The sequence below is a fragment of the Achromobacter pulmonis genome (assembly GCF_002885955.2).
GTDB lineage: Bacteria > Pseudomonadota > Gammaproteobacteria > Burkholderiales > Burkholderiaceae_B > Achromobacter > Achromobacter pulmonis_A.
In genome coordinates this window covers 430,930-456,149 of sequence record NZ_POQS01000001.1, presented here as the reverse complement: position 1 = coordinate 456,149, position 25,220 = coordinate 430,930, and the positions used below count along the sequence as shown (strand labels likewise).

The 25,220-nt window shown below is 69.1% G+C and carries 21 protein-coding genes; 13 read left to right on the top strand and 8 right to left on the bottom strand.

Features of this window, described 5'->3' with window-relative positions; all coding sequences use genetic code 11:
- Positions 1-753 precede the first annotated feature (753 nt).
- From C1I89_RS02075 to C1I89_RS02045, 7 genes are read right to left on the bottom strand one after another with little or no spacing between them, the layout of a single operon-like run.
- Positions 754-933 (bottom strand): SDR family NAD(P)-dependent oxidoreductase, encoded by a 180-nt coding sequence (locus C1I89_RS02075; protein ID WP_102771147.1) that lies wholly within the window; start codon positions 931-933, stop codon positions 754-756.
- A gap of 20 nt (positions 934-953) precedes the next feature.
- Positions 954-1,925, bottom strand: coding sequence for a tripartite tricarboxylate transporter substrate-binding protein (locus C1I89_RS02070; RefSeq protein WP_102771146.1), 972 nt, complete (start codon positions 1,923-1,925; stop codon positions 954-956).
- Between the two features lie 21 nt (positions 1,926-1,946).
- Positions 1,947-3,617: a thiamine pyrophosphate-binding protein gene (locus C1I89_RS02065; protein WP_102771145.1), complete on the bottom strand. Its 1,671-nt coding sequence runs from the start codon at positions 3,615-3,617 to the stop codon at positions 1,947-1,949.
- Positions 3,618-3,651: 34 nt separating this feature from the next.
- Positions 3,652-4,560, bottom strand: a complete 909-nt coding sequence (locus tag C1I89_RS02060) for an SMP-30/gluconolactonase/LRE family protein (RefSeq protein ID WP_102771144.1) — start codon at positions 4,558-4,560, stop codon at positions 3,652-3,654.
- Complete coding sequence (locus C1I89_RS02055) at positions 4,557-5,531, bottom strand: Bug family tripartite tricarboxylate transporter substrate binding protein (RefSeq protein WP_102771143.1); 975 nt, start codon at positions 5,529-5,531, stop codon at positions 4,557-4,559. Before C1I89_RS02055 ends, C1I89_RS02060 begins: the two co-directional genes overlap by 4 nt.
- Before the next feature lie 59 nt (positions 5,532-5,590).
- A complete protein-coding gene (locus C1I89_RS02050; RefSeq protein WP_102771142.1) occupies positions 5,591-6,280 on the bottom strand; it encodes a GntR family transcriptional regulator in 690 nt (229 codons plus the stop codon).
- 2 nt (positions 6,281-6,282) lie between these two features.
- A complete protein-coding gene (locus C1I89_RS02045; RefSeq protein WP_102771141.1) occupies positions 6,283-7,308 on the bottom strand; it encodes a TauD/TfdA family dioxygenase in 1,026 nt (341 codons plus the stop codon).
- 526 nt (positions 7,309-7,834) lie between these two features.
- On the opposite strand from C1I89_RS02045, the gene C1I89_RS02040 reads away from it, so the two are divergent.
- The 12 genes from C1I89_RS02040 to C1I89_RS01985 all read left to right on the top strand — a co-directional run bounded on the left by C1I89_RS02040 (position 7,835) and on the right by C1I89_RS01985 (position 23,450).
- Complete coding sequence (locus C1I89_RS02040) at positions 7,835-8,983, top strand: formylglycine-generating enzyme family protein (RefSeq protein ID WP_102771821.1); 1,149 nt, start codon at positions 7,835-7,837, stop codon at positions 8,981-8,983.
- 38 nt (positions 8,984-9,021) lie between these two features.
- Positions 9,022-9,981, top strand: a complete 960-nt coding sequence (locus C1I89_RS02035; RefSeq protein ID WP_102771140.1) for an AAA family ATPase — start codon at positions 9,022-9,024, stop codon at positions 9,979-9,981.
- Positions 9,982-9,990: 9 nt separating this feature from the next.
- Positions 9,991-10,929 carry a DUF58 domain-containing protein gene (locus tag C1I89_RS02030; RefSeq protein ID WP_102771139.1) on the top strand — a complete coding sequence of 313 codons (939 nt, stop codon included), beginning with the start codon at positions 9,991-9,993 and terminating at the stop codon, positions 10,927-10,929.
- Complete coding sequence (locus C1I89_RS02025) at positions 10,926-11,432, top strand: DUF4381 domain-containing protein (protein ID WP_102771138.1); 507 nt, start codon at positions 10,926-10,928, stop codon at positions 11,430-11,432. Before C1I89_RS02030 ends, C1I89_RS02025 begins: the two co-directional genes overlap by 4 nt.
- Entirely contained in the window at positions 11,419-12,435 is a 1,017-nt protein-coding gene (locus C1I89_RS02020) for a VWA domain-containing protein (RefSeq protein WP_102771137.1), read from the top strand. Before C1I89_RS02025 ends, C1I89_RS02020 begins: the two co-directional genes overlap by 14 nt.
- Positions 12,426-13,937 (top strand): VWA domain-containing protein, encoded by a 1,512-nt coding sequence (locus C1I89_RS02015; RefSeq protein ID WP_102771136.1) that lies wholly within the window; start codon positions 12,426-12,428, stop codon positions 13,935-13,937. The genes C1I89_RS02020 and C1I89_RS02015 overlap by 10 nt, the downstream gene beginning before the upstream one ends.
- A 1,274-nt stretch (positions 13,938-15,211) precedes the next feature.
- On the top strand, positions 15,212-16,246 hold the full coding sequence (locus C1I89_RS34835) for an HAD family hydrolase (RefSeq protein WP_219929560.1): 1,035 nt from the start codon (positions 15,212-15,214) through the stop codon (positions 16,244-16,246).
- Positions 16,247-16,292: 46 nt separating this feature from the next.
- The gene (locus C1I89_RS02005; RefSeq protein WP_102771134.1) at positions 16,293-17,915 is read left to right on the top strand and encodes an arylsulfatase; all 1,623 of its coding nucleotides are present in this window, start codon (positions 16,293-16,295) and stop codon (positions 17,913-17,915) included.
- A gap of 72 nt (positions 17,916-17,987) precedes the next feature.
- The gene (locus C1I89_RS02000; RefSeq protein WP_181390868.1) at positions 17,988-20,513 is read left to right on the top strand and encodes a fused MFS/spermidine synthase; all 2,526 of its coding nucleotides are present in this window, start codon (positions 17,988-17,990) and stop codon (positions 20,511-20,513) included.
- A 5-nt stretch (positions 20,514-20,518) separates the two neighbouring features.
- Positions 20,519-21,631, top strand: coding sequence for a BamA/TamA family outer membrane protein (locus C1I89_RS01995; RefSeq protein WP_440130618.1), 1,113 nt, complete (start codon positions 20,519-20,521; stop codon positions 21,629-21,631).
- A gap of 39 nt (positions 21,632-21,670) precedes the next feature.
- Positions 21,671-22,453 carry a hypothetical protein gene (locus C1I89_RS01990; RefSeq protein WP_102771132.1) on the top strand — a complete coding sequence of 261 codons (783 nt, stop codon included), beginning with the start codon at positions 21,671-21,673 and terminating at the stop codon, positions 22,451-22,453.
- 10 nt (positions 22,454-22,463) lie between these two features.
- Entirely contained in the window at positions 22,464-23,450 is a 987-nt protein-coding gene (locus C1I89_RS01985) for a hypothetical protein (RefSeq protein ID WP_246842377.1), read from the top strand.
- Between the two features lie 18 nt (positions 23,451-23,468).
- Here the strand turns inward: C1I89_RS01985 and C1I89_RS01980 are convergent, their stop codons facing one another.
- Entirely contained in the window at positions 23,469-24,350 is an 882-nt protein-coding gene (locus C1I89_RS01980) for a helix-turn-helix domain-containing protein (RefSeq protein ID WP_258231309.1), read from the bottom strand.
- A gap of 196 nt (positions 24,351-24,546) precedes the next feature.
- Here C1I89_RS01980 and C1I89_RS01975 point away from each other — a divergent pair, with 196 nt between their 5' ends.
- Positions 24,547-24,816, top strand: a complete 270-nt coding sequence (locus C1I89_RS01975) for an H-NS histone family protein (RefSeq protein WP_102771130.1) — start codon at positions 24,547-24,549, stop codon at positions 24,814-24,816.
- Positions 24,817-25,220: the final 404 nt, after the last annotated feature.

The window sequence follows — 25,220 nt, the reverse complement described above, 5'->3', positions numbered from 1 at the left end:
ACGGCGGAGTGGTATTTTTCGCGCTCGTTGACCACGTGGCTGAACACGGCGATGCCGCTGACCAGCCCCAGCACGCGCGAGTAGTTGAAGATGATTCCGCAGGTCGCGCCGTCGGTCTTGCCGATGCCGTAGACCGCGAAGCGCAGCGTCGCCACGGAGAACAAGCCCTGGCCCAGCCCGGCCACCAGCAGCGCGGGCGCGAAATTCTGCGCCGTCCAGTCGGGACTGAGCGAGGCGCTCAGCACGCAGGCCAGCGCGAACAGACCCAGGCTGGCGCTGAGCACCAGGCGCTGGTCCACGCGCGGCGCCAGCCAGAACGCGACGGGCAGGGCGGCCAGCGTGCCGGCCGACAGCGGCAGCAGCATGGAAGAGATCTGCTCCAGCCGGAAGCCGTGGATGCGCATCAGGTACTGCGGCGCGATCCAGACCGCGAACAGCGTGCCGAAGCGGAAAATGATCTGCAGCACGATGGCCCAGCTGAACGTGGACTTGCGGAATATCTCCAGGTGCAAAAGCGGCCGGTTGGCGCGCAGCAGGCTGGCCGCGCCCAGTCCCATGCCCACCAGGCCCATCAGCAGGCAGGCGCTGATCCACCAGCTCTCGAACCAGAAATGCCGTTCGCCTTCCGAGATNTGCGACAACAGAACATCGACTTGGCGCAGCTTCGCCACGATCTCTTCGGGTTTGTGCTTCTTCTGGGGCATTCCAACGTCCTCCTACGGCTCAATAGCCTACTTCAGGGAGGACCACTTTTCAGGGGGCAGACCAGACTTGCTCGGCCACCGCCTGCGCCTGTTCCTCGTTGCTGCGGTAGTTAATGCATACGTCATAGCCGTCGCGCGCGGCCCGCTCGCAGATCGCCGCGCCGATGCCGCGGCTGCCGCCGGTCACCAGAATGACGCCGCGCGGGGCGCTGTCCGTGGTCTGTTGCATGTCGTCTCCTCGGTCGTCGGTCAGCGCGCCTGCGCCAGTTCGGGGTTGTCCTGCGCCAGCTGCTTCCACGCGCGCACGTCGCCGGCCACGCGCGCGGCCAGCTGCGCGGGCGTGCTGGACTGTATGGTCAGGCCGTCCTCGGCCAGGCGTTCCAGCGAGGGATCGGCCAGCGCGGCCCGGGTGGCCTGCGCCAGCCGGTCTATCACCGCGGGCGGCGTGCCTCTGGGCGCGAACACGCCGTTCCAGCTCACCAGGTCCAGCGACGCCACGCCGGCCTCGGCAAAGGTGCGGACCTCGGGCAGGGCGGCAATGCGGTCCTTCGACAGCACGGCGATGGGCTTGAGCACGCCGTTGCGGATGAAAGGCAGCAGCACCGGCGGCTGCCCCATCACCAGATTGGTGCGTCCGCCTATGGTGTCGGTCACCGCGGGCGCGCCGCCCTTGTAGGGCACGTGCAGCAGTTCGATGCCGGCGCGCGCGCCCAGCACGTTGACGTAGAGCTGCAGCTGCGCCGACGCGATGCTGATGGCCCTGGGCTGGGCGCGGGCCGCGTGGATCAGTTCTTCGGGCGTGGAGAATTTCTGTTCCTTGTTGCTCGCGATCATCTGCGGAGAGGTCAGGATCAGGCTGACCGGCGCCAGCGCGGTAGTCGGGTCGATGGCGGGGAAGGGGCCGAAGGTCAGCGTCTGCGTCATCTGCCCCGTGCCGTACAGCAGGGTGTAGCCGTCGGGCTCGGCGTCGGCCACCAGCTTGTTGCCGATATTGGTGGAGGCGCCCGGCCGGTTTTCCACCACCACGGTCTGCTTCAGTTCGCGTCCCAGCAGGTCCGCGTACTGGCGGGCGACCAGATCGGTGGTGCCGCCCACCGCGTACGGCACGATCATGCGGATGGGCCGGGACGGATAGTCCGGCTGTGCGGCGGCGGCCGTCGCCGCATGGCCGGCAAAGCATACGGAAATGGCGCCAGCCAGCGCGCGCAGTCTGCTTCCCATGTCGTTCTCCTTAGGCCGTGTTCAGGGCGTCCAGGGCAGGGGCGCCAGCGCCTGCGCATCGGTGACCACGTCGATCACGACCGGCAGGTCGCTGGCGCGCGCCTGCTCGAAGGCCGCGGCGAAATCGGCCGGACGGGTCACCCGTAAGCCCACCGCGCCCATGGCCTGCGCGATGGCCGCGAAGTCCATGGGCCGGTAGTGATAGATCTCTTCGCGCCTGCCGTCGGACCCCTCGTACGCGCTCAGGATCGAGCGCGTGCCCTGGGCCAGGCAATGGTTGTTGTTGACCACGGTGATGGTCTTCAGCCCCCAGCGCAGCGCCGTCTCCAGCTCCGGCATGTGGTACATGAAGCCGCCATCGCCGGTGAAGCACACCACCGTCGTATCGGGCGCGGCGAACTTCGCGCCCAGCGAGGCCGGAAAGCCCCAGCCCAGCGAGCCGGCGGCGCGCAGGTAGCGCTGGCCTTCGTGGCGCAGCGCCACATAGGTGCCGCTCCACTGCGAGGAGTAGCCGGTGTCGGACACCAGGATCGCATCGGCCGGCAAGACCTCGCTCAGCTCGGCGCAAAGCCGTTCGGGGCGGATGGGCACGCTGTCGCTGGCCCGCGCCGGCGCGGCCGCCTCGTTCCATTCGCGCACGTAGCCCTGGACCCGGTCCACCCAGGCCGCGCGCTCGGCGGCGGGGCAGGCCTGCGTCAGCTGTTCCAGCACGCTGCGCGTATCGCCCGCCAGGCCCAGCGCGCCGGGATAGTTGCGGCCCAGCTGCGCCGGGTCGGCGTCGATCTGGATCACCGGCACGTCCTGCGCGGGCAGGGTCCAGTTGTGGCTGATGTGGTCGCCGATCACGCTGCCGGCGTAGATCACCAGATCGGCCGCGCCGACGATGCGGTTGGCGCAGGCGCGCGAATACGTGCCCGCGACGCCGCCGTTGAGCGGATGCGCCTCGGGCAGCACCGCCTTGGCGTCCAGCGACATCACCACCGGGATCGAGGCGTGCTCGGCATAGCGGCGCAAGGCCCGCTGCGCGCCCGATGTGCATACCCCGAGGTCGGCGACGATGACCGGCCGCTCGGCGCGCGCCACCATCGCGGCGGCCGCCTCGACCCGCCGCGCCTGCGCCTGCGCCCGGAAGCCGGGCAATGACGAAAACGGCCGCGCCGCGGCAGGATATCCATCCAGCACCGCCGCACCGATCGCGTCGCCCGTGTGGCCGGCCACGTCGATATGCACCGGCCCCGGCCGGCCGGTCACGGCCTCCCGGAAAGCCTGGCGCAGGACGTGCGGCAATTGTTCGACGCCGTCGACCCGCATGCTGTGCTTGGCCGTGGACCGGAACATGGGCTCGTGCGGCAATTCCTGGTAGGCGTTGCGGTACTGCATGGCCGCGGGCTGCCTGCCGGTCAGCGCGACGATGGGCGTCTGCGCCAGGAACGCATCCTGCAGGCCCGCGCCCAGGTTCGCCGCGCCCACCGACTGGGCCATGCATACGGCGGGCCGGCCCGTGATCCGGGCGTAGCCGTCGGCCATGTAGGCCGCGGCGATTTCCGAGTGGGCCAGTATCCGCCGGATACCCAGCTTCTCCATTTCCACCAGCGCGCGGCGCAGGATGGCGTCCATGAAGAACACGTGTTCGACGCCATGCGCCTGGAGTATTTCCGCGATGACGCGGCCGCCTGTGAGGGGAGTGGACATGGGCTTTCCTCGTTTAGTGGATGTCGGATGGCGCTCACTGCGCCGGCGTCGTGCCGCGCGCTTCGGTTTCTCCCTCGGCGAAAGGCGTCTCGCCTATCCCTGAAACGCCGGCGTCCACCGCGAACAGGGCGCCGGCCAGCGGCTGCTCGCGCAGCGCCTGTTCCGACAGTCCCTGGGTGGCGGTGGTGACGAACAGCGTCTCCATGCGCGCGCCGCCGAAGGCGCACGAGGTCACGCCGGTCACCGGCAGCGTGATGACCCGGTCCTCGCGCCCCTGTGGCGTGTAGCGCACCACCTGGCCGGCATGGACGAGGGCGCTCCACAGGCAGCCCTCGGCGTCGACGGTGGCGCCGTCCGGGCGGCCCGGATGGCCGGCCAGGTCCACGAAGGTGCGCGGGTTGGCAGGCACGCCGTCGTCGGGATCGAAGTCGTAGACCAGGATCCGCCGCGCCGGCGTATCGGCGAAGTACATCTTCTTGCCGTCCGGGCTCCAGGCCAGCGAATTCGGTATCGTGATGCCGGACACGTGGCCCGCCGCCCGGCCGTCGCCGCGCACGCAGTACAGCGTGCCCGTCGGGAGGCGGTCGCCGTCGTTCATGCTGCCGACCCAGAACCGTCCCTGCCTGTCGCACTTGCCGTCGTTCAGCCGATTGCCCGGCAGTTGCGGCTCGGGATCGAACCAGGCCTGCAGCGCGCCGCTGTCCGGGTCCATGAAGTACAGGCCGGACTTCAGCGCCAGCAGCAGCCGGCCGCGGCCGGTTTCGCAAAAACTGCCTACCGGCTCGGGCAAGGGCAGGGCGCGCACCCGGCCCGTGTCCGGCGCCCAGCAGTACAGCGCCGGCTTGCGCACGTCGATCCAGTACAGGACCCGGCGCGATGGCGACCACAGCGGGACTTCTCCCAGCCGGTCGCCGCTTTCCACGACGACATGCACGGCGCTCATTTTTTTCCTTCGAGATCGGCGGCAAGCTCTTGCCACAGGGTTTGCTGGCTGCGTATGTAGGCGGCGAAGTCCTGCGAGTCCAGGAACGCGGGCTGCGCGTCCGCGGCCCGCAACGCGGCCTGCACCGCCGGTTTCGACACGACTTTCCCGACGCTGTCGGAAAGCCGGCGTATCACTTCCGGCGGCGTGCCCGCCGGCGCATGCAGGCCGAACCAGGAAGTCACCACCGCTTTGGGATAGCCTTGCTCGGCCATGGTGGGAATATCGGGCGTGCTCGGCCCGCGCGTCTCGCCGAAGGTCGCCAGGCCCTTCAGCTTGCCCGCCTGGATCAGCGAGGTCACATTGGCCGCGGCCAGCACCGCCATGGACACGCGGCCGCTGACCAGGTCCGGGATGATGGGCGGGGCGCCCTTGTACTGGACGGAATCCACCTTGATGCCGGCCTGCGCGAGAAACAGCTCGGCCGCCATGCGCTGCGTCGATCCGGCGCCCGGGCTGGCGTACTGCAGGGGCGGATCGGTCTGCCCGCGCGCATGGGCCACATAGCCCGCAAGGTCCCGGTACGGCGCGCTGGCCGGCACCGCCAGCAGGTTGTCGGTGAGCGCGAAACGCGCCACCGGGACCAGGCTGTCGGGCTGCCAGCGCCTGCCGGTCTCGATGTACTGGTTGATGGCGAACCACGGACCGCTGACCAGCAGCGTGTAGCCGTCGGGCCTGGCCCGCGCCACCCATTCCGCGCCGATGTTGGAATTCGCGCCGGGCCTGGATTCGGCGATGAAGGGCTGCCCCAGGTTTGCCGCCAGTTCGTTCAGCACGATGCGCGCGACCACGTCGGCGGCGCCGCCGGCCGGATAGGCGATCACGACCGTGACCGGCCGTTCGGGCCAGGCCGGCGCGGCGAGACCCGAACCCGGCAATACCTGCAACGCCGCCAGGGCGAGGCCGGCGAACATCTGTTTGATACTCACCATCACCTATCTCCTCGATTGGGGCCGCAGCGCCTCTGCCGGGCGCGTTGCATGCCGTGCCGCTACTTCATGCCGGGCTCCGCTGGGGCAGCCAGCTTTTCTTCCAGCAGGCGCAGCGCCACGTCCTTGGACGCCGCCATGATGCGATGCGCGGCCGCCTCGGCCGCCAGCGGCTCGCGCGCCAGCAGGGCGCGGGCCAACTCGCGCCAGTACTGGTTGGCTTCCTGGCGCCCCGCATAAGAGGAAATGCCCATGTAGCAGTAGTGCCAGAGCATCTTCTGCCGCAGGTTCTCGATGAACGCGCGCGTGTACCGGTTCTGGATCTGCGCGTACATCTGCGAACTGATGGCGTTGGTCATTTCCTTGTATTCGCGCTCGTCGCAGCCGGCGTCGGTCTGCCGGATCAGCGCGTCGATATCGCCGTCGATCCGCTCGAGCAGGGCCGGCTCGCCATGGACGGCCACGTGCCTGACGCACAGGCCGAACATGTCGGCGCGGGCCTCGAAGAGATCCCTGACCTCGTCATAGGTGGGCTCGACGATGCGCACGCCGCGCCACGGCAGGATCTCGATCAGGCCGTCGCGCTCCAGCACCCGGAAGGCTTCGCGCAACGGCGCGCGGCTGGTGCCCATCTTGAGCGCCAGCTCCTGCTCCTTGAGCCGCTGGCCGGGCAGGTAGACGCCCTTGAGAATGTCCTCGGTCAGCCGGCTGACGATCTGGTCGGGAAGGGAAAGAAACTGTACCTGGCCCACGTTCACTGCTCCATGTTGGCCTGCGCGCGCTGCTGGCGCCGCGCATATGACGGCCCGAACTCCCGCGTCGTCCCGAACACCTCGGGCAGCGGACGGCTGTTCTCCAGCGTCAGCCACAGGCGGTAAAGATGGCGGCGGCGCTGCGGATCGTCGTAATCCACGTATTTGGTGCGCGCGTGCAGGATCGAATAGTTGTTGCCGATCTGGATATCGCCGGGCTGCATGCTGAACGAGAGCTGCAGGGCGGGGTCCGCGCACAGGCGGTCGAATATGTCCAGCGCCTCAACCTGCTCGGGCGTCAGGCGCGGCACGTCCTCGAAGCGCTGGGCGGTCACGATGTAGCGGCGCTTGTACAGCACGTTCAGATAACCCATGTGCTCGGTGAAAACCGGCACGACCTGGACTTTCTTCTCGTTCAGGTTCTGCGCGCGCGAATCGAAATAAAAGGGCTGCTGCAGCACCGCCGCCAAATCGGGGCGCTCCTGCAGGATGGCGTTGAACAGGGCGCCCGCGCTGACCAGTTTGCTGACGCCGCCTTCCTTGGCGGTGCGCAGGCACAGCAGCATGAAGACGTCGCCGCCGTCGTTATGGAATTTCAGCTCGTCGTCGGTTTCATAACCGCGCGCGGTATCGCTGTTGGCGATGGTCTTGCCGGTATTAGTCACGCTGTGCAGCAGGCTGCCCGAACGGTCCTGCGGCTCGGGCGTGCCCAGGTACTGGGCCAGCCCCCAGATCACGAGTTTGCAGGCTTCCGGGTCCAGGCTGGCGGGGTCCAGCCCGCGCAGCACGGTGAAGCCGCGTCCGCCTTCCAGTTCCCCGCGGATGCGCTCGAAGCGCCGCGCCAGCCGGTCCAGCGGAAATTCATCCCGGCCGATCTCGAACAGGGGAGTGCCGCGGCTTTGGCAATGGCGCACCGCGGCCATGATTTCCGTCAGCTCCGGTTCCGTGAGGCGCTGGCACCAGTCTTCCTGGCCGGCGAATTCCTCGCTTCTCCAAACGCTGGGTCCTTCCAGTTTCGTCAGACGCATTTCAGCTCTCCCGGATCTCTGGAAAAATTTGTACTGTTGTTGCATTGTCGACAATCCGACAATCAAGTGTTATCCAGGGAAACCCTAGGAAAGCGCGAATCGCGAAAAAACAGCCGGCTAATACACGGCGTCAATATTTCCGTTCGATATTGTTTCGATATACATATAAGGTTGCATCGTTAAAACCGCCGATATCGCGGCCGGGTGTGATTATCCGGCGCGCTGAAGCGCATACCCGGCGGCTGTGACGCGCGCATTACTATTAATCCAACAAACCCTTCCGAACGCCCCCGAGATTTCGCTTTTCGGATAGCGTATTTGCGCGATACGCATTATCTTCTCTACTCGCACGGAAAATACCGCGCTGCGGCAAGCGCCGCTTTCGCACCGCTGCCTGCACGCCATTAAAAGGCGTTTTCTTTCCGGGTTTTCCCTTGCGGGTTTTCCCGGCACTAACAAGAAATAAAAACAGCATCACCGCACCATGCGTGGCATTCGGCTTTGACTTACCAGGATGGAGAAGCAAGTGAAGCAAGGGCTGAAGATCGGTTTGGCAATGGCTGCGATTCTCGGTGCTGCGGCCGCGTTCGGCGCGTATCTGGCGGGCTCCGCGGACGCCTCCGCGCCTCAGGCGCCGGTGGTCAAGCTGGGCGACGGCAAGAACGGTCCGGCCGGCATGGCATGGATACCCGGCAACGCATTCCTCATGGGCAACGACCACAAGATGTCGCAGCCCAACGAACGTCCCGCGCACAAGGTCCGCGTCAGCGGTTTCTGGATGGACGTCAACGACGTGACCAACGCGCAATTCCGGCGTTTCGTCGAAGCCACCGGCTACGTCACCACGGCGGAAAGAAAACCCCGCTGGGAAGACCTGCAGCCGCAGTTGCCCGCCGGCACGCCGCGTCCGCCGGAGAGCGCGCTGGTGCCCGGCGCCATGGTGTTCGTCGGCACCGAAACCGAGGTGTCGCTGCGCGATTATTCGCGCTGGTGGCGTTTCGTGCCGGGCGCCAACTGGCGCCATCCGCAAGGCCCCAACAGCAATATCGACGGCAAGGACGACCATCCCGTGGTCCAGGTGTCGTACGAGGACGCGCAGGCCTACGCCAAGTGGGCCGGCAAGCGCCTGCCCACCGAGGCCGAATGGGAGTACGCCGCCCGCGGCGGCCTGGAGCAGGCCACCTATAGCTGGGGCAACGAATTGCTGCCGCAGGGGCAGGCCATGGCCAACATCTGGGACACCCGGCAGGCGCAGCCGTTCCCGGTGGTGAAGGACGAAAAAGTGCAGGTCGGCACGACGCCGGTGGGCAGCTACACGCCCAATGGCTACGGGCTCTACGACATGGCCGGCAACGTCTGGCAGTGGACGGCCGACTGGTACCGCGCCGACGCCTTCCAGATCCAGTCGCAGTTCCGCCAGCCCCCCAAGGACCCGGCCGGCCCGTCCGACAGCTTCGATCCGGACGACGGCATCGTGCCGCCCTCGGCGCCCAAGCGCGTGACGCGCGGCGGCTCCTTCCTGTGCAGCGACACTTATTGCATCAGCTACCGCGCCAGCGCGCGGCGCGGCACCGATCCGCTCAATCCCATGTCGCACCTCGGCTTCCGGACCGTCATGACGCCGGAGCAATGGAAAACGGCCCAGGCCAGACAGGCAAGCGTCGCAAGCCGCTGAGCAACGCGTTTCAGTTTTGATGTCTACGGGGGAGGGGCATGGCGAACCGCGACGGCATTCTCGCGCTCGAAAAAGCAGTGTCCGGCTCGGTGCTGGGCCAGGAGCGGGTGATCCGCGAAATCATTATCGCGCTGCTGGCCGACGGCCACGTGTTGCTCGAAAGCCTGCCGGGCCTGGCCAAGACGCGCACCGTCAAGACGCTGGCCGCGCACCTGGCGGCGGACATGAGCCGCATCCAGTTCACGCCGGACCTGCTGCCGTCGGACATCACCGGCGCCGACGTGCTGCAGCAGGATGCCGAGGGGCGCAACCGGGTGACGTTCCAGCAAGGACCGCTGTTCGGCAACCTGATCCTGGCCGATGAGGTCAACCGCGCGCCGGCCAAGGTGCAGTCGGCCTTGCTGGAAGCGATGGAGGAACGCCAGATCACGGTGGGCGGCGTGACGCGCGCCATGCCCGAACTGTTCATGGTGCTGGCCACGCAGAACCCCATAGAGCAGGAAGGCACCTATCCCTTGCCGGAGGCGCAGATGGACCGCTTCCTGATGAAGATCTGCTTCGGCTATCCCGCGGCGGCCGACGAGGCCGCGATGCTGGCGCTGCTGCGCCAGCCGTCCGATTCCCATGCGGGCGCCGACAGGCTGTCGCAGGAAGACCTGTTCGCCTGCCGCGCCGAAGCGGCGGCGGTGCACGTGGCCGCCGCGGTCGACCGCTATATCGTGGACCTGGTCAACGCCACGCGCAGCCCGGCCGACACGGAGCTGGCGCGCTGGATACAGGTCGGCGCCAGCCCGCGCGGCGCCATCGCGCTGGACCGGGCCGCGCGCGTGCACGCCTGGCTGGCCGGCGCCGATTTCAGCTCGCCGGACGACGTGCGCGAAGTCGCCCATCCGATCCTGCGCCATCGCCTGCATCTGTCCTACGACGCCGTCGCCGACGGCGTGACCGCCGACGCGGTGATCGACCGGCTGCTCGACAGCGTCGCGGTGCCCGCCTGAGGATGGCCCATGCAGCCGCATCCCGTGCATCCTCCGCTGGCCGAGCTGGTCGCCCTCGAAGGCGCCGTGGCGGGGCTGTCGTTCCTGGCGCGCCAGCCGCTGAGCAGCGTGCTGGCCGGCCTGCATAGCTCGCGGCTGCGCGGACGGGGCCTGGATTTCGCGGAATTGCGCCGCTATGTGGCCGGCGACGACCTGCGCCAGCTGGACCTGCGGGCCTCGCTGCGCTATGGCAAGCCCTACGTGCGCGCCTATACCGAGGAACGCGATCGGCCCACGCTGGTGCTGGCGGACCAGCGCATGAACATGTATTTCGGTTCGGTGCGGGCCTTCAAGTGCGCGGTGGGCGCAAGACTGTCCGCCGCGGCCGCGTGGATGGCGCTGCGCGCCGGCGACCGGGTCGGCGGCATCGTGTTCGACGACGAGGGCCAGCGCGGCGTCAAGCCGCTGCGCAGCCGCGACCGCGTGCGCGGTTTCCTGGCGGAGATCGTGCGCGCCAATCGCGGCCTGTCGGCCGAACGCCCCGGGCCGCCGCGCCCCGAAGGCCTGAACGCCGCGCTGCGCGCGGCCCTGGCCCAGGCGCCGCACGACTGCCTGGTCTGCATCGTCAGCGATTTCGCGGGCGCAGACGACGAGACGCTGCGCCGCCTGCGGCAACTGGCCGCCCACAACGACGTGATCGCGGTGCTGGTGTTCGACCCCATGGCGCAGAACATTCCGCGGCGCGGCCGCCTGCTGGTGACCCAGGGCGAATTGCAGCTGGAGATCGCGGTGGGGCGGCAGCGCGAACGCCAGCCGCTGGCGGATTTCTTCAGCGGCCGGCTGCGCGAAGTGGCCGACCTGCTGCGGCGCAGCCGCGTGCCGCTGCTGACCATAGACACGGCGCAGGACGAGCTGATGCAGCTGCGCCGCGAACTGGGCCGCCTGCGGCCGGGGGGAGGGCGGACATGAGCGCCGCGCCGCCCGGCCTGGACCAATTGCGCGAGCTGCCGCTGCCGCCGCCGGTTTCCTACTGGCCGCAGACCTGGGGCTGGGCCGCGGTGGCCCTGGCCGCCGCCGCCGCGGCCATCTGGTTTGGCGCGCGCGCCTGGCGCCGGCATCGCGACAACCGCTACCGGCGCGAGGCGCTGGCCGAACTCGGACGCCTGGAAACCGCGGCCGCCGCCGATCCGCTGGCGCTGCGCCGCCTGCCGGATCTGCTCAAGCGCACCGCGCTGGCCGCAAGTCCGGGCGACGACGCGCTGCCGTCGCTGGCCGGCCCGGCCTGGCTGGCCTGGATGGGGCGCTGCGGCCCGGCCATGCCCGACGACGGCGCGCGCCTGCTGGCGACGCTGGCCTATGCGCCCGACGCGGCGGTGCGCGGACTCGATCCGGCGGCGCTGCGCGCGCTGCTGGCCGCCAGCCGCCTGTGGATGGAAAAGCACCGGACGGAGCACGGCCATGTGGCGGCTTGAATACCTCTGGCTGCTGGCCGCCGCGCCACTGGCATGGCTGGCCTACCGCTACCTGCCGCCCTACGTGCAGGCGCGCAGCGCCTTGCGCACGCCGTTCTTCGACGCCATGGCGCGGCTTACCGGCAAATCGCCGTCGCGCCCGGGCGTGCAGGCCGGCCGCGGCCAGCTGTGGCTCAACGTCGCGGTCTGGCTGCTGGTGCTGCTGGCGCTGGCGCGTCCGCAATGGGTGGAGCCGCCGCTGACCCATACGGAACCGGTGCGCGACATCCTGCTGGCCGTGGACATTTCCCAGTCCATGGACAGCGCCGACTTCCGCGACGCGCAGGGCCGGCCGGCGACGCGCTGGCAGGCCGTCAAGGCGGTGGTGGCCGACTTCATCGCCAAGCGCAAGAACGACAGGCTGGGCCTGATCGTGTTCGGCACCGGCGCCTATCCGCAGGCCTCGCTGACGCGCGACCACGCCACGCTGCAGCTGCTGCTGGACCAGACCGCCGTCGGCATGGCGGGGCCGAACACCGCCATCGGCGACGCGATCGGGCTGGGCATCCGCATGCTGGACGCGGCCGACGAGCGCGACAAGGTGATGATCCTGCTGACCGACGGCAACGACACCGGCAGCGCCGTGCCGCCGCCGCGCGCGGCCGAGCTGGCCGCCGCGCACCACATCACCGTGCACACCATCGGCATCGGCGATCCCAGGGCCAGCGGCGAGGACCGCGTGGATTTCGGCGCGCTGCAGGCGATCGCGCGCGCCACCGGCGGCAGCTTTTTCCAGGCCGCCGACCTGGCCGCGCTGCAGGCGGTGTACGACACACTCGACCGTCTCACGCCGCAGGAGGTCAAGACGCTGCGCCACCAGCCCACGCGCGAATACTTCTGGGTGCCGCTGCTGGCGGCCATCGGCCTGCTGGCGCTATGGCACGTGGCGGGCGCTTTGCGCGGCTGGCTCGGCGCCCGCGGGGACGCGGGCCGGGAAAAGCGCAGGGAGGACGCATGGACCTGAGCGCCTTCCATTTCCTGCGGCCGTGGTTCCTGCTGGGCGTGGCGCTGGCGGCCGCGCTGTGGTGGGCCGGGCGCGCCGGCCAGGCCGGCATCGGCCGCGGCCACGGCATCGCCCCGCTTCTGCTGCCTTACCTGACCGTGCGCGTGGCCGGCGCGCGCGGTCCGCGTCCGCTCGATCTGCTGGCGCTGTTCCTGGCGCTGGCGTCGGTGGCCGCCGCCGGGCCGGCATGGCAGCGCGACGAGCCCGGCTTCCTCGACAACACGGCGCCGCTGGTGGTCGCGGTGGACCTGTCGGCCTCGATGGACGCCACCGACGTGCCGCCGTCGCGGCTGGAGGCCGCCAAGCAGACCGTGCGCGACCTGGCGGCGCGCCGCGCCGGGGCCAGGACCGGGCTGATCGCCTACGCGGGCAGCAGCCACCTGGTGCTGCCGCCCACCGATGACCGCGACCTGCTGGACCTGTTCGTGCAGGCCCTGTCCACCGGACTGATCCAGAGCGAAGGGCGCGACGTGGCCGGCGCCATCGACCAGGCGGCGCAAGTGCTGGCGGCCGAGCGCGCAGGCGGGACGCTGCTGCTGATGACCGACGGCGCCGCGCCCGCGGACGCGGTGCGTCAGCGCGCCCAGGCCGCCGCCAACCTGCAGGTATTGATCATGGCCGTTGGCCGCAGCCAGCCGCAGGGCGGCATCGACGAGGCGGCGCTGCGCGATATGGCCCGCGCCGCCGGCGCGCCGCTGGGCAGCCTGACGGCCAGCGCCGACGATCTGGACTGGATCACGCTGCACGCGCAGCAGCACTTCGAAGCGGTGCAGGACGCGCTTTCCGGACCGCCGCACTGGAAGGACGCCGGCTACTGGCTGTGCTGGCCCCTGGCGCTGCTGGCGCTGGTCGCGGTCCGGCGCGGCTGGCGCGTGAGCTGGCAGGCTTGCCTGGTGGCGGGCGTGCTGGCGCTGGGCGCGCCGCCCGATACGCGCGCCGGCGGCCTGGCCGACGCTTTCCTGACGCCGGACCAGCAGGGCCGGCTCGCATTCGATCGCGGCGATTACCAGGCGGCCGCCGCCCACTACACCGACCCCTACTGGAAGGGACGCGCGGCCTACGCCGCCGGCGACTACGCCGCCGCGCTGAAGGCGTTTTCGCAACTGACCAGCGCCGACGCCTATTTCTACGTGGGCAACACCCAGGTCCGGCTGCGGCGCTACGACGCCGCGCTCGCCGCCTATGACCGCGCGCTGGCGCTCAAGCCCGGCTGGGAGCCGGCCGTGGTCAATCGCGGCATCGTGACGCGGCTGCTGGCGGCCATGAGCCAGGAGCAGCAGGGCGAACAGGCCGAACCGCCGGACCAGACCATCGCCGACCGCAGCGCCAAGGCCGGCCAGCTCGCCACGGTGCAGGTGCAGCAGGCCGCCTCGGCGGAAGTGTGGCTGCGCAATCTGACCCTGTCGCCGGCGCGCTTTTTGCGCGGCAAGTTCGCGGCCCAGGACGCGGGGGTGCGGCCATGATGCGCGCATTGACCCGCTGGCTGCTGTTGCTGCTGCTGATCCTGGCCGCGCCCGCCCGGGCCCAGGACACGCCGCAGCTGTACGTCACGGCGCGCGCGCCCGCGCAGGCGCAGACCGGCGCCACGCTGCAGCTGCAACTGGACGTGATGACCACGACCTGGTTCACCCAGCCGCCGCAGCTGCCCACGCTGGAAGTGAACGGCCTGATGGTGACGCCGCCTTCCGGCCAGGCCGAACTGATCCGCGACACCCGCGACGGCGTGCCGCTGAACGGCCTGCGCTACACCTTCCTGCTGAGCGCGGCCGCGCCCGGCACGATCGCCATCCCCGCGCTGAGCGTGAGCGCGCAGCTCGGCCCCTCGGGCGCGGCCGCGACGGCCGCCAGCGCGCCCCTGCAGATCGAGTTCGCCGGGCAGGCGCAGCCCGGTGAAGTCGCGGGCGCACTCACCGTCACCCAGGACTACACGCTCGCCCCCGACCCGCTGGTGCAGGGCGGACGCATCACGCGCAGCATCACCCAGCGCGCCGACGGCGTGCAGGCCATGCTGCTGCAGCCCGCGCCGCTGGACGAGGTGCCGAACTTCAAGCGCTATCCGCGCGAACCCGAGGTCACGACGCTGACCGACGGACGCGGCCGCTTCAAGGGCGGCCAGCGCATCGACCGGGCCGATTACGTGGCCCGGGAGCCTGGCCATTACGCCTTGCCGCCCATCACGCTGCACTGGACCGATGGCGCCAGCGGCGAACCCCGCGCGCAGACGCTGCCCGGCCGCGAAGTCGAAGTGGCCGCCGCGCCTGCGGCCGCGGTGCCGTTCTCGCTGGCCGACGACCTGGCGCAGCTGCGCCATGGCCTGCGCTGGGCGCTGCCCGCCGGCGCCATGCAGGCGCTGCTGGCCGCGGCCGTCGCCGCGCTGGCGCTATGGCTGGGCTGGCCCTGGTGGCNAACCCTATTACTGGCGCGCCTGGCGGCGCGAGGCGCGCGGCGCCGAGCCGGGCCTGAGCGCGTGCTATCGCTGGCTGCGGCGCATCCGCGGCGCCGTCGGGCTGCGCGGCGCGCTGGCGCGGATGTCGCCGGCCGATCGCAGCCTGGCGGAAAACGCGCTGCGCCAGGCGTATGGCGCAGGCGCCGGGCATGCCGGCTGGCGCGGGCAGCTCGCCTCCGCCAGCCGCGGCTGGCGCAAGGCCTGGCGCCGCCGCGCCCCGGACCGCCACGCCTTGCCGGCGGAACTGAATTCCGTACAACCGCGACGAGCAACACGCATGGGGAGACAATGATGCGGCGTATCGATCCACTTCAAAGCCTGCGGCGCCTGACCGCCTGGACCTGGCTGCTGGCGCTGGGCCTGCTGGCCGGCTGCGCGGCCACCGAACCGCAATCGCGGCCGCAGGCTGCGCTGCCGTCCTGGAACGACGGGCCTTCGCGCAGCGCCATCGTCGAGTTCGTGCAGGCCGTGGCCACGCCCGGCAGCCCCGACTTCGTCGCGCCGGACGAGCGCATCGCCGTGTTCGACAACGACGGCACGCTGTGGAGCGAGCAGCCCATGTATTTCGAGCTGCAATTCTCGCTGGACCGGGTGCAGGCCCTGGCGCCATCCCATCCCGAATGGCGCAGCCGCCAGCCGTTCAAGGCCGTGCTGGAGGGCGACCGCGCCGCGCTGGCCAAGAGCGGCCAACGCGGCATGCTGGAGATCGTGGCCGCGACCCACGGCGGCATGACCACGGCCGATTTCACCCAGAGCGTGCAGGACTGGCTCAAGACCGCGCGCCATCCGCGCACCGGCCTGCCGTACACCAGCATGACCTACGCCCCCATGCGCGAACTGCTGGACTATCTGCGCGCGCACGATTTCAAGACCTACATCGTTTCCGGCGGCGAGGTCGAATTCATGCGGCCATGGACGCAGGCCGCCTACGGCATTCCGCCCGAACAGGTGATCGGCAGCAGCGTGACCACGGTCTACCAGCTGGACCAGGGCCAGCCGCGGCTGATGCGCCAGGCCAAGCTGGCGTTCAACGACGACGGCCCCGGCAAGCCGGTGGCGATCCAGCACGGCATCGGGCGCCGCCCGATTCTGGCCTTCGGCAACTCCGACGGCGACCTGCAGATGCTGCAGTGGACCATGGCCGGCCCCGGCAAGCGCTTCGCCGGACTGGTTCATCACACCGACGCCAAGCGCGAATGGGCCTATGACCGGCAGTCGAGCTTCGGCCGCCTGGACAAGGCGCTGGACGAGGCCCGCGCCCGCGGCTGGACGGTCGTCGACATGCAGCAGGAGTGGAAGCAGGTCTACGGCTTCGAGAAGCCTTGATCTTTTTGTTGACCCAGGGGCCCGAGCACGGGCAAGGAGAGCGGTAATGAAAGCAACACGATGGTTGGGAGCGGCGCTCATCGCCGCAGGAGGGCTGGCGATGGCCGGGGCGGCGCATGCCCAGGGCGCGCAGGCCAAGGGCCAGGATTCCGGCAAGAAGCCGAACATACTCGTCATCTTCGGCGACGACATCGGCCAGACGAACATCAGCGCCTACTCCAGGGGCGTGGTCGGCTACACCACGCCGAACATCGACCGGATCGCCAAGGAAGGGCTGATCTTCACCGACTACTACGCCGAAAACAGCTGCACGGCGGGGCGGTCGACCTTCATCACCGGGCAGGTGCCGCGCCGCACCGGCCTGTCCAAGGTCGGCATGCCCGGCGTGCCGGTCGGCCTGCAGGACCGCGACATCACCATCGCCCAGGCGCTGAAGTCGCACGGCTACGTGACCGCGCAGTTCGGCAAGAACCACCTCGGCGACCGTGACGAGTACCTGCCCACCAAGCACGGCTTCGACGAATTCTTCGGCAACCTGTATCACCTGAACGCCGAGGAAGAACCGGAGCGTCCGTACTGGCCCAAGGGCGCCGACGATTCGTTCGTGAAGAACTTCACGCCGCGCGGCGTGATCAAGGCTTCGGCCGACGGCAAGGTGGAAGACACCGGGGCGCTGACGAAAAAGCGCATGGAAACCATCGACGACGAGACGGTCGGCGCGGCGCTCGACTACCTCGACAAGCACGGCAAGGGCGACAAGCCGTTCTTCGTGTGGATGAACACCACGCGCATGCACGTCTACACCCACATCCGCGACGCGCACCGCGGCAAGAGCGGCATGCCGGGCAACGACTACGCCGACGGCATGTGGGAGCATGACCAGGACGTGGGCAAGCTGCTCAAGAAGCTCGACGACCTGGGCATCGCCGACAACACCATCGTGATCTACACCACCGACAACGGTCCCAACCAGTTCAGTTGGCCGGACGCGGCCACTACGCCGTTCCGCAACGAAAAGAACTCCAACTGGGAAGGCGCATACCGCGTGCCGGCAATGGTGCGCTGGCCGGGCCATATCCCGGCGGGCGAGGTCAAGACGGGCATCGTGTCGGGCCTGGACTGGTTCCCCACACTGCTGGCCGCGGTGGGCGACACGGACGTCAAACAGCGCCTGCTCAAGGGCTGGACGCCGAACGGCGCGAGCAAGAGCTACAAGGTCCACCTGGACGGCTACAACCAGCTCGACTACCTGACCGGCAAGGACCCGGAAAGCGCGCGTAACGACTTCTATTACTTCAACGACGACGGCATGCTGGTGGCCATGCGCTACCAGAACTGGAAGGCCGTGTTCTGCGAACAGCAGGCGCCCGGCGGCTTCGATGTCTGGAAGGACCCGTTCGTGTGCCTGCGCGTGCCCAAGCTGTTCAACCTGCGCATGGACCCGTATGAACGCGCCGACGTGGTCTCCAACCAGTACTACGACTGGCTGGTGAAGAACGACTATCTGGTGCTGATGGCCTCGATGAAGGCCGCGCAGTTCCTGCAGACGTTCATCGAGTATCCGCCCAGCCAGCGCCCGGCCACCTTCAGCGTGGACCAGGTGCAGGCCGAAGTGGACCGCGCGATCGAAAAGCAGTTCGAAGAAGCCGCCAAGAAGCAAGGCAAGTAGGGCAGGGCGGCGGCGGGTCCGGACACCTTCGGCCCGCCGCCTGACTGCGCAAACCCGATATAGCAGGACTTTATGAATTCAGCGCTGCGAGAAATGCCGGCTTCGGCCACGGCCGACGCGCGTGCCGGCGCCGCCGGCGGCCTGTGGGCCGCGGCCGGCCTGCTGGCGCTTTCCGGCACGGCCGCATTGATATTCCAGATCGTGTGGATCAAGCAGCTGTCGCTGATCGTGGGCGTGGAAGTCCACGCCATCGCGATCGCCGTCAGCGGTTTTTTCTTCGGCCTGGCCGTGGGCAGCGCCTGGCTGGGCCGGCTGGCCGACCGCAGCTTGCGGCCCATGCGCCTGTACGCCGGCATCGAGCTCTGCGTGGCTGTGCTGGCCCTGGCGGTGACCTGGGCGCTGGCCCGCGGCGCGCTGCCGTTCGCGCGCGCGGAACAGGCCATGCCGTGGCTGGCCTGGCTGGCGATACTGGCGCTGGTGGCCGTGCCGCCGATGCTGATGGGCGGAACCCTGCCGGTATTGCTGCGGGCCTGCGGCGCCGGCCAGGTCGGACGGGCCGGCGGCGTGCTGTACGCCGCCAACACCGCCGGCGCCATCGCCGGCGCCTTGCTGCCGGCCTTCGTGCTGATCCCGGCCTACGGCGTATTCGGCACGGCCTGCGCGGCGGCGGGCCTGAATCTCGCCGCCGCGGCCGGCGCCTGGGCGCTGCAACGCCGCGCCCAGGCCGCCCCGGTCCGCGAGCAGGCGGCAATCCCGGCCGCGCAGCCGGAAGGCGCATGGCTGGCCATCGGCCTGTACAGCGCCGCCGGCGCGGTCGCGATGGGCTACGAAGTGCTGTGGTCGCAGATGGTGGTTCCTTTCATGAGCACGCGGGCGTTCGCTTTCTCCGTGGTGCTTGCGGTCTATCTTGGCGGGCTGGCCCTGGGCGCGGCGCTGTACGCGCGCTGGGAGCACCGCCTGCGCGACCCGTGGCGCGTATTCGCGCTCCTGATCGCCGGCGCCGGGGTGGCCGCGCTGGTGGCCATGGCGCTGCTGGGCCCCTGGCTGATCCAGGCACAGACGCTGGCCGAGGCCGCGGTGCGGCGCTGGAGCGACAGCGGACTGGCCGGCATGAGCGCGCGCTTCGCCGTGGTGGCCGCGGTGGTGGTGCTGGCGCCGACGCTGCTGTTGGGCGCGGCGTTTCCCGCCGTGCTGCGCATCGCGGTGCCGCCCGCCCGGCGCGGGCAGGGCGCGGGGCTGGTGCTGGCCGGCAATACGCTGGGCGGGATCGCCGGCACGCTGCTGGTCGCTTTCGTGCTGCTGCCGCGCCTGGGCACCGCGCGCGGCCTGGCGCTGCTGGCCGCGATCGCCTGCGCCATCGGCATTGCGGCGGCCTGGCGCGCGCGCGCGCCGATGACGCGGGCCGTGGCGGCGGCGCTGCTGGGCGCCGTACTGATCGTGGGCTGGGCGCTGCCGGCCGATCACCTGGCGCGGCTGCTGCCGGGCGCCAAGGACAGCACGCTGGTGTTCTACGAGGAAAGCCATGGCGGCACCGTCGCCGTCGTGGAGCGCGGCGCGGGCGAGAAACGCTTCCGCCGGCTCTACATCCAGGGCGTGTCCAATTCCGGCGACGCCATGCCGTCGCTGCGCTACATGCGGCTGCAGGCGCTGCTGCCGCTGATCGTCCATGCCGGCGAGCCGCGCTCGGCCCTGGTGATCGGCTATGGCACCGGCATCACCGCCGGCGCCTTGTCGCGCTATCCCGGCCTGGACCGCCGCGTGGTCGCCGAACTGCTGCCCGGCGTGCTGCGCGCGGGGTCTTTGTTCAAGGGCAGCTACGACGCCGCCGCCGACCCGGGCCTGGAACGCCGCCTGCGCGACGGCCGGCGCGAGCTGCTGACCCGCGACGATCACTACGACCTGATCACCCTGGAACCGCCGCCGCCCTCGGCCGCCGGCGTGGTCAATCTCTATTCGCGCGACTTCTACCAACTGGCGGCGTCGCGCCTGAATCCCAAGGGCGTGGTCGCGCAATGGCTGCCGCTGCCCACGCAGAACCTGGACGACACGCGCGCCCTGGTAGCCAGCTTCATCGCGGTGTTTCCGCACGCCACGCTCTGGACCACCGAAATGCACGAGATGCTGCTGGTGGGCTCCATGCAGCCCATGCCGCTGGACGCCGGCCGCATCGCCGCGCGCATGGCCCAGCCGCAATTGCGCCAGGCCCTGGCGGAAGTGGGCGTGGGCTCGCCGGCGGCGCTGCTGGCCACCTGGGTGACCGACAGGGAAGGGCTGGCGCGCTTCGCCGGCGATGCGGCGCCCGTGACCGACGACCGTCCGGCCATCGAGTACGCCCCCTGGGTCCGGCCGCGCGAAATCGTGCGCACGCTGCCGGCCCTGCTGGCGCTGCGCAGCGACCCGCCGCTGGGGCCGCACGCCCAATCGCTGACCCAGGAGATAGAGAACGAGCGCGGCGCGCTGGACCTGTTCTATCGCAGCGCGCTGGCCGCCTACCGCGGCGACCGGGCCGAATGGAGCGAGAGCGCGGCGGCGCTGGCCCGCTTGGCGCAGGCCAATCCCTATCTGCGCTGGTTCATGGCGGGCGCCGATACGAGATGATGCGCATGGTCATGGCCACGATCCTGTGCGGCCTGATGGCGCATGCCCCGGCTCGCGGCGAAACGCCGTCGTTCACCGATTCGAGCGACGGCGACTTCGACACCAGCGACTTCCTGCTGCGCCACCAGGGCGCCTTGCCCGTGCCCGTCGTGATCACCGAGCCGGCCGTCGGCTATGGCGGCGGCCTGATGCTGCTGTACTTCTCCGAGTCGGCCGGGCAGGCCAAGGCCGCCGACCAGGCCGGCGAGGCGCGCAAGGCCCCGCCCAACATCACCGGCATCGGCGGACTGGCCACCGAGAACGGCTCGCGCGGCGCCGGGCTGTTCCACTTCCATAGCTGGGACGGCGACCGCTACCGCTACCTGGGCGCGCTGGCCCAGGGACGCGCCAATCTCGAGTACTACGGCGCCTTCAGCCACGGGCGCAGCTACGAAGTGAAGGGCACGTTCCTGGTGCAGCAGGTGCTGGCCAGGGTCGCGAACACGCCCTGGTATGTCGGCCCGCGCTACACCTATTTCCGCTCGGACACGCGCTTTACCGGCGAGGCCGCCAGCGAGCTTTCGGCGGCGGAGATGGCCCAGCGCATCGGCAAGGCCGGGCTGGTGCTGGACTACGACACGCGCGACAACATGTTCTATCCCAACCGCGGCACCTATGCCGAGCTGGAAGCCCAGTTCTCGCGCAGCTGGCTGGGCAGCGACCAATCCTTCGAAAGCTACCGCGCCCGCGGCTATCACTGGACGCCGGTCGCGCCGCGCTGGACCCTGGGCCTGCGCGGCGACGGACAGTTCACGCGCGGCGCCGTGCCGTTCTATGCGCAACCCTATGTCGACCTGCGCGGCGTCTCGCGCGGCCGCTACCAGGACCGCGACGCCCTGGCGCTGGAAGCCGAACTGCGCTGGCACGCCACGCCGCGCTGGTCGCTGCTGGGATTCGGCGGCGTGGGCAAAGCCTACGGCAACTGGACGACATTTTCCGACGCGACGACCGTGGTCAGCGTGGGTGCGGGCTTTCGCTACCTGATCGCGCGCAAGCTGGGGCTGGCGGTGGGCATAGACGTGGCCCACAGCAAGGACCAGAACGCGTTCTACATCCAGGTGGGGAGCGCCTGGCGATGAAGATTTTCCATCAATAACGACGATACCTAGGGTGATCGAATGAATTACTCGCTACTGCTTGCGGGATTGACCATTGCGTTCTTCGTGCTGCTGCTGATCGCGATGCAGCTGGGCAAATGGCTGGGGCGCGGGGCCGACGAAAAGTCCGGCTCCGGCGCCGCGGTGATCGAAGGCTCGGTATTCGCGCTGCTGGGCCTGCTGGTGGCCTTCACGTTCTCCGGCGCGGCCCAGCGCATGGCCGACCGCCGCGAGCTGCTGGTGCAGGAGGTCAACGCCATCGGCACCGCCTGGCTGCGCATCGACATGGTCCACGCCGGCGACCAGCCCCAGTTGCGCGACCAGTTCCGCCGCTACGTGGACAAGCGCATCGAGTACTACCGCAACGTGGCCGACCTGGAGCGCCGCGACGCGATCGCCTCCGAGGTCTCGGCGCTGCAGACGCAGATCTGGGCCACCTCGATGCAGGCCGCGCGCGCCAGCGTGCCGCCGTTCGCCGCTTCCTACGTCGGCGCGGTCAACGAAATGTTCGACGTCGCCAGCGCCCAGACCGTGGCGCAGAAGGTGCATCCGCCCATCGCGACCTACGTGTTCCTGGGCTTCCTGACGCTGGTCGCGGCCGGCCTGGTCGGCCTGAACCTGGCCTCGACCAGGCGCAAGACGCTGCTGCACCAGGTGATCTATGCCGTGGTCATGACGGCGGCCCTGTACATCATCATCGACTTCGAGTTCCCGCGCATCGGCACCATACGCATCGACCAGAGCGACGCCTTGCTGGTGGCGCAGCGGCAGTCCATGGTCGATCCGGCCGGCGGCGCCAAATAGGAAGGCTCCCATGGCAAGCAAGCATAGGCGGTTGGGAAAGAAGCGGGCGGCCGCCCGCCTGGGCGCCTGGACACTGCTGGCCGCGGCCTGCGCCGCGCCCGCGGCGGCCTGGAGCCAGGGCCTGCGGCTGAGCAAGGACGACCTGCAAAAGCGCGCCAACGGCGTGCTGGCGCTGATGTCGTTCTCCATCGTTCCCGACATCACCACCAGTTCGCTGAACATCGGCAGCGGCGGCGGTTCGACCACCGGATCGAACGAGTTCTTCATGACCCAGCTGGGCGGCGGCGACACGATCTCCGATTCCTTCCCCGTCTACCTGGAAGGCGTGCTGGCCGGCAGCCGCTACGACCCGACCTTCGTCGCCACACAGGGCGCCGAAACCCGCCGCATCCCGACCAAATGGAACAGCGTCTCCGCCACCGGCGGCATAGGCTGGGACTTCAAGCTGACCGACGAGCTCAAGCTGCGGCCCATCTTCAACTTCGCGCTGGGCAACGTCACCAGCGACCTGCGCGCGGCCAGCTGGTACGTGGGGCAGCGCACCGGCAAGGACATCGACTTCCTGGACCGCGGCTCGCTCAACGCCTACGGCCTGGGCGGCTCCATCATGCTGGACTACGAGCACTACCGGCCCGGCTATGAAGTGGACGTGGAACTGCGCTATTCCGACATCCGGCTGCAGAGCTTCGACAGCTCGGCAGCGGTCAGCGGCAACGCCGTCGCCCAGTCCGCGAACCTGTGGGCGCGCTACCGCGCGCCGACCGGCGCGATCCTGCTGCAACGGCCGCTGCGCTATGTGCTGGAGCTGACGCACTCCGAGTTCCTGGGCGACCAGAAGGGCATACTGGGTTTCGACCGCCTGACCTCGGTGGGCGCCGGCCTGGAACTGGATTCGAGCGCCTACAACGTGTTCATCACCCGCACCCGCGTGGTGGGGCGCTACGTGTTCGGCAATAACGTCTCGGGCTTTTCGGTGGGGCTGGCGGTGAGTTTCTGAAGCCGCGCCCGGGCCTGCCTACGGGCGCACGCCCGTGCGGGCCAGCGTGGCGCTGGGCAGCTCTCCGAACGTCCGCCTGTAGTATTCGGCGAATCTGGACATATGGCGAAAACCCCATTTCATCGCGATGTCGGAAACGGTGGCGCTGCGGCTGCAGGTAAGCAGGTCGCGCAGCGCGCCGTTGAGCCGCGCCGTCATGAACCAGCGCCCCGGCGTCATGCCGACGCTGCGGCGAAAAATCATCTCCAGCGAGCGCAGGGTATAGCCGCTGCGCCGCGCGACTTCGCCGAGCGCGATATCCGCGGCCTCTCCGGAAAGCACCAGGCGCTCGCACGCCATGACCAGGCGCCGATGGCGTTCCGCCACCGGCAAGTCGTCGGCCTTGTCCAGCGGCTCGGCGGACGTCAGCGCGTCCACGTAGCCGGCGACCAGCGACTCGCAGATCGTCTCGACCAGGGCCGGCGCCATGCCGCCGTCGGCGGACAGGCGCCGCGCCATCACCATCGCGTCGCTGGTCAGCGTGCCCAGGACGCCGCGCCCGCCGGCGCGCAGCCGCACCGAATAGGCCGCGCGCCTTTTCATCCGCAACGGCCTGCCGGTGCGCGCAATGGCGACGTTCTGCAGGCGTTCTTCGGGCACGGTGAAGTTGACCCAGCGCGAAAGCCCGGTCGCGTGATAAAGAAGCTCGACCCCGGGCGGATAGACCTGTATCTCTTCGGCGCCGATGGCCTCGGTGTTGTATCGCGTGACGTCGCTGCCCTCGGCCATGAAGGCGATGCAGATTCCGTCTTTCGGCATGCTGCCGTTGGCGATTACCGGGAATTCGTACCGTCCCATTTCCAGCCGGACGTCGCCGAGGACGAGCCGCTGATGCTCCATGTTCGCCAATTGCGAGGACACCAGCCGATGCTCGAAAGTACTGCCATACACCACATCAAACGCCTGCAGGGGCTCAAGCCCCGAATAAACATGCCGCAAATAGGCAGCTTGAATCGGCATATTAAGAAAAACCCCTCGAATATTTCGCTTTTCGGATAGCGTAATAAACAGCTTGCTATTATTTTTTTTATCGCGAATTCACCATCGGGTTGACTTTATGACGGAAAACTACCGGCAGGTCAAGCAGCGCATACGGTGTCTCGAAGTGGAGGCGAATCGCCTGCGCCGGCAGGAGCTGCAGGTAGTGCTGGCCGACATGCGCCAGAAAATCCGCGAATACGGCATCACCGCCGAACAATTATTCGGTCCCGACCTTTCCGACCTGGTGCGCTATCGCCACCCGGAAACCGGCCAGACCTGGAACGGCATAGGCAGGCCGCCGAACTGGATCAGGGGAGAAGACCGCAGCCGCTTCCGCGTCGATTGAAACTCCTGCCAAATCCGCCCCAGGGCGCTTCACGGCATTTTCGGCCTGGTTTCGGATAATCGGCAAGCAGTCATGCGGCGCGCCTCAGGTAACTACAAGTATCTGCGGTAAATCTATTTAACCGTGGCGTGCGCTCTGGCAACAATCGGTCCCGAGATTTCGTATTTCGGATAGCGCGGGGCAGGCTTTCGCATTATTTTTTCAATTGCAACGAATTAACCGCCGCGTTTCATGACAAATGATTTCTAAATAGCGTGACGGGCCGCCGCGCCGGAGGGGTGCGGCGCAAACGCCGCAAGCCGGCGGGTCCGCGTTCGGAATAACGACGACAAACCGGGTTCAACGCCAGATCGTTGAGCCGCCTGTTCAGCAATAGCGGCGCAGCGTCGCGGTCCATGCCGGGA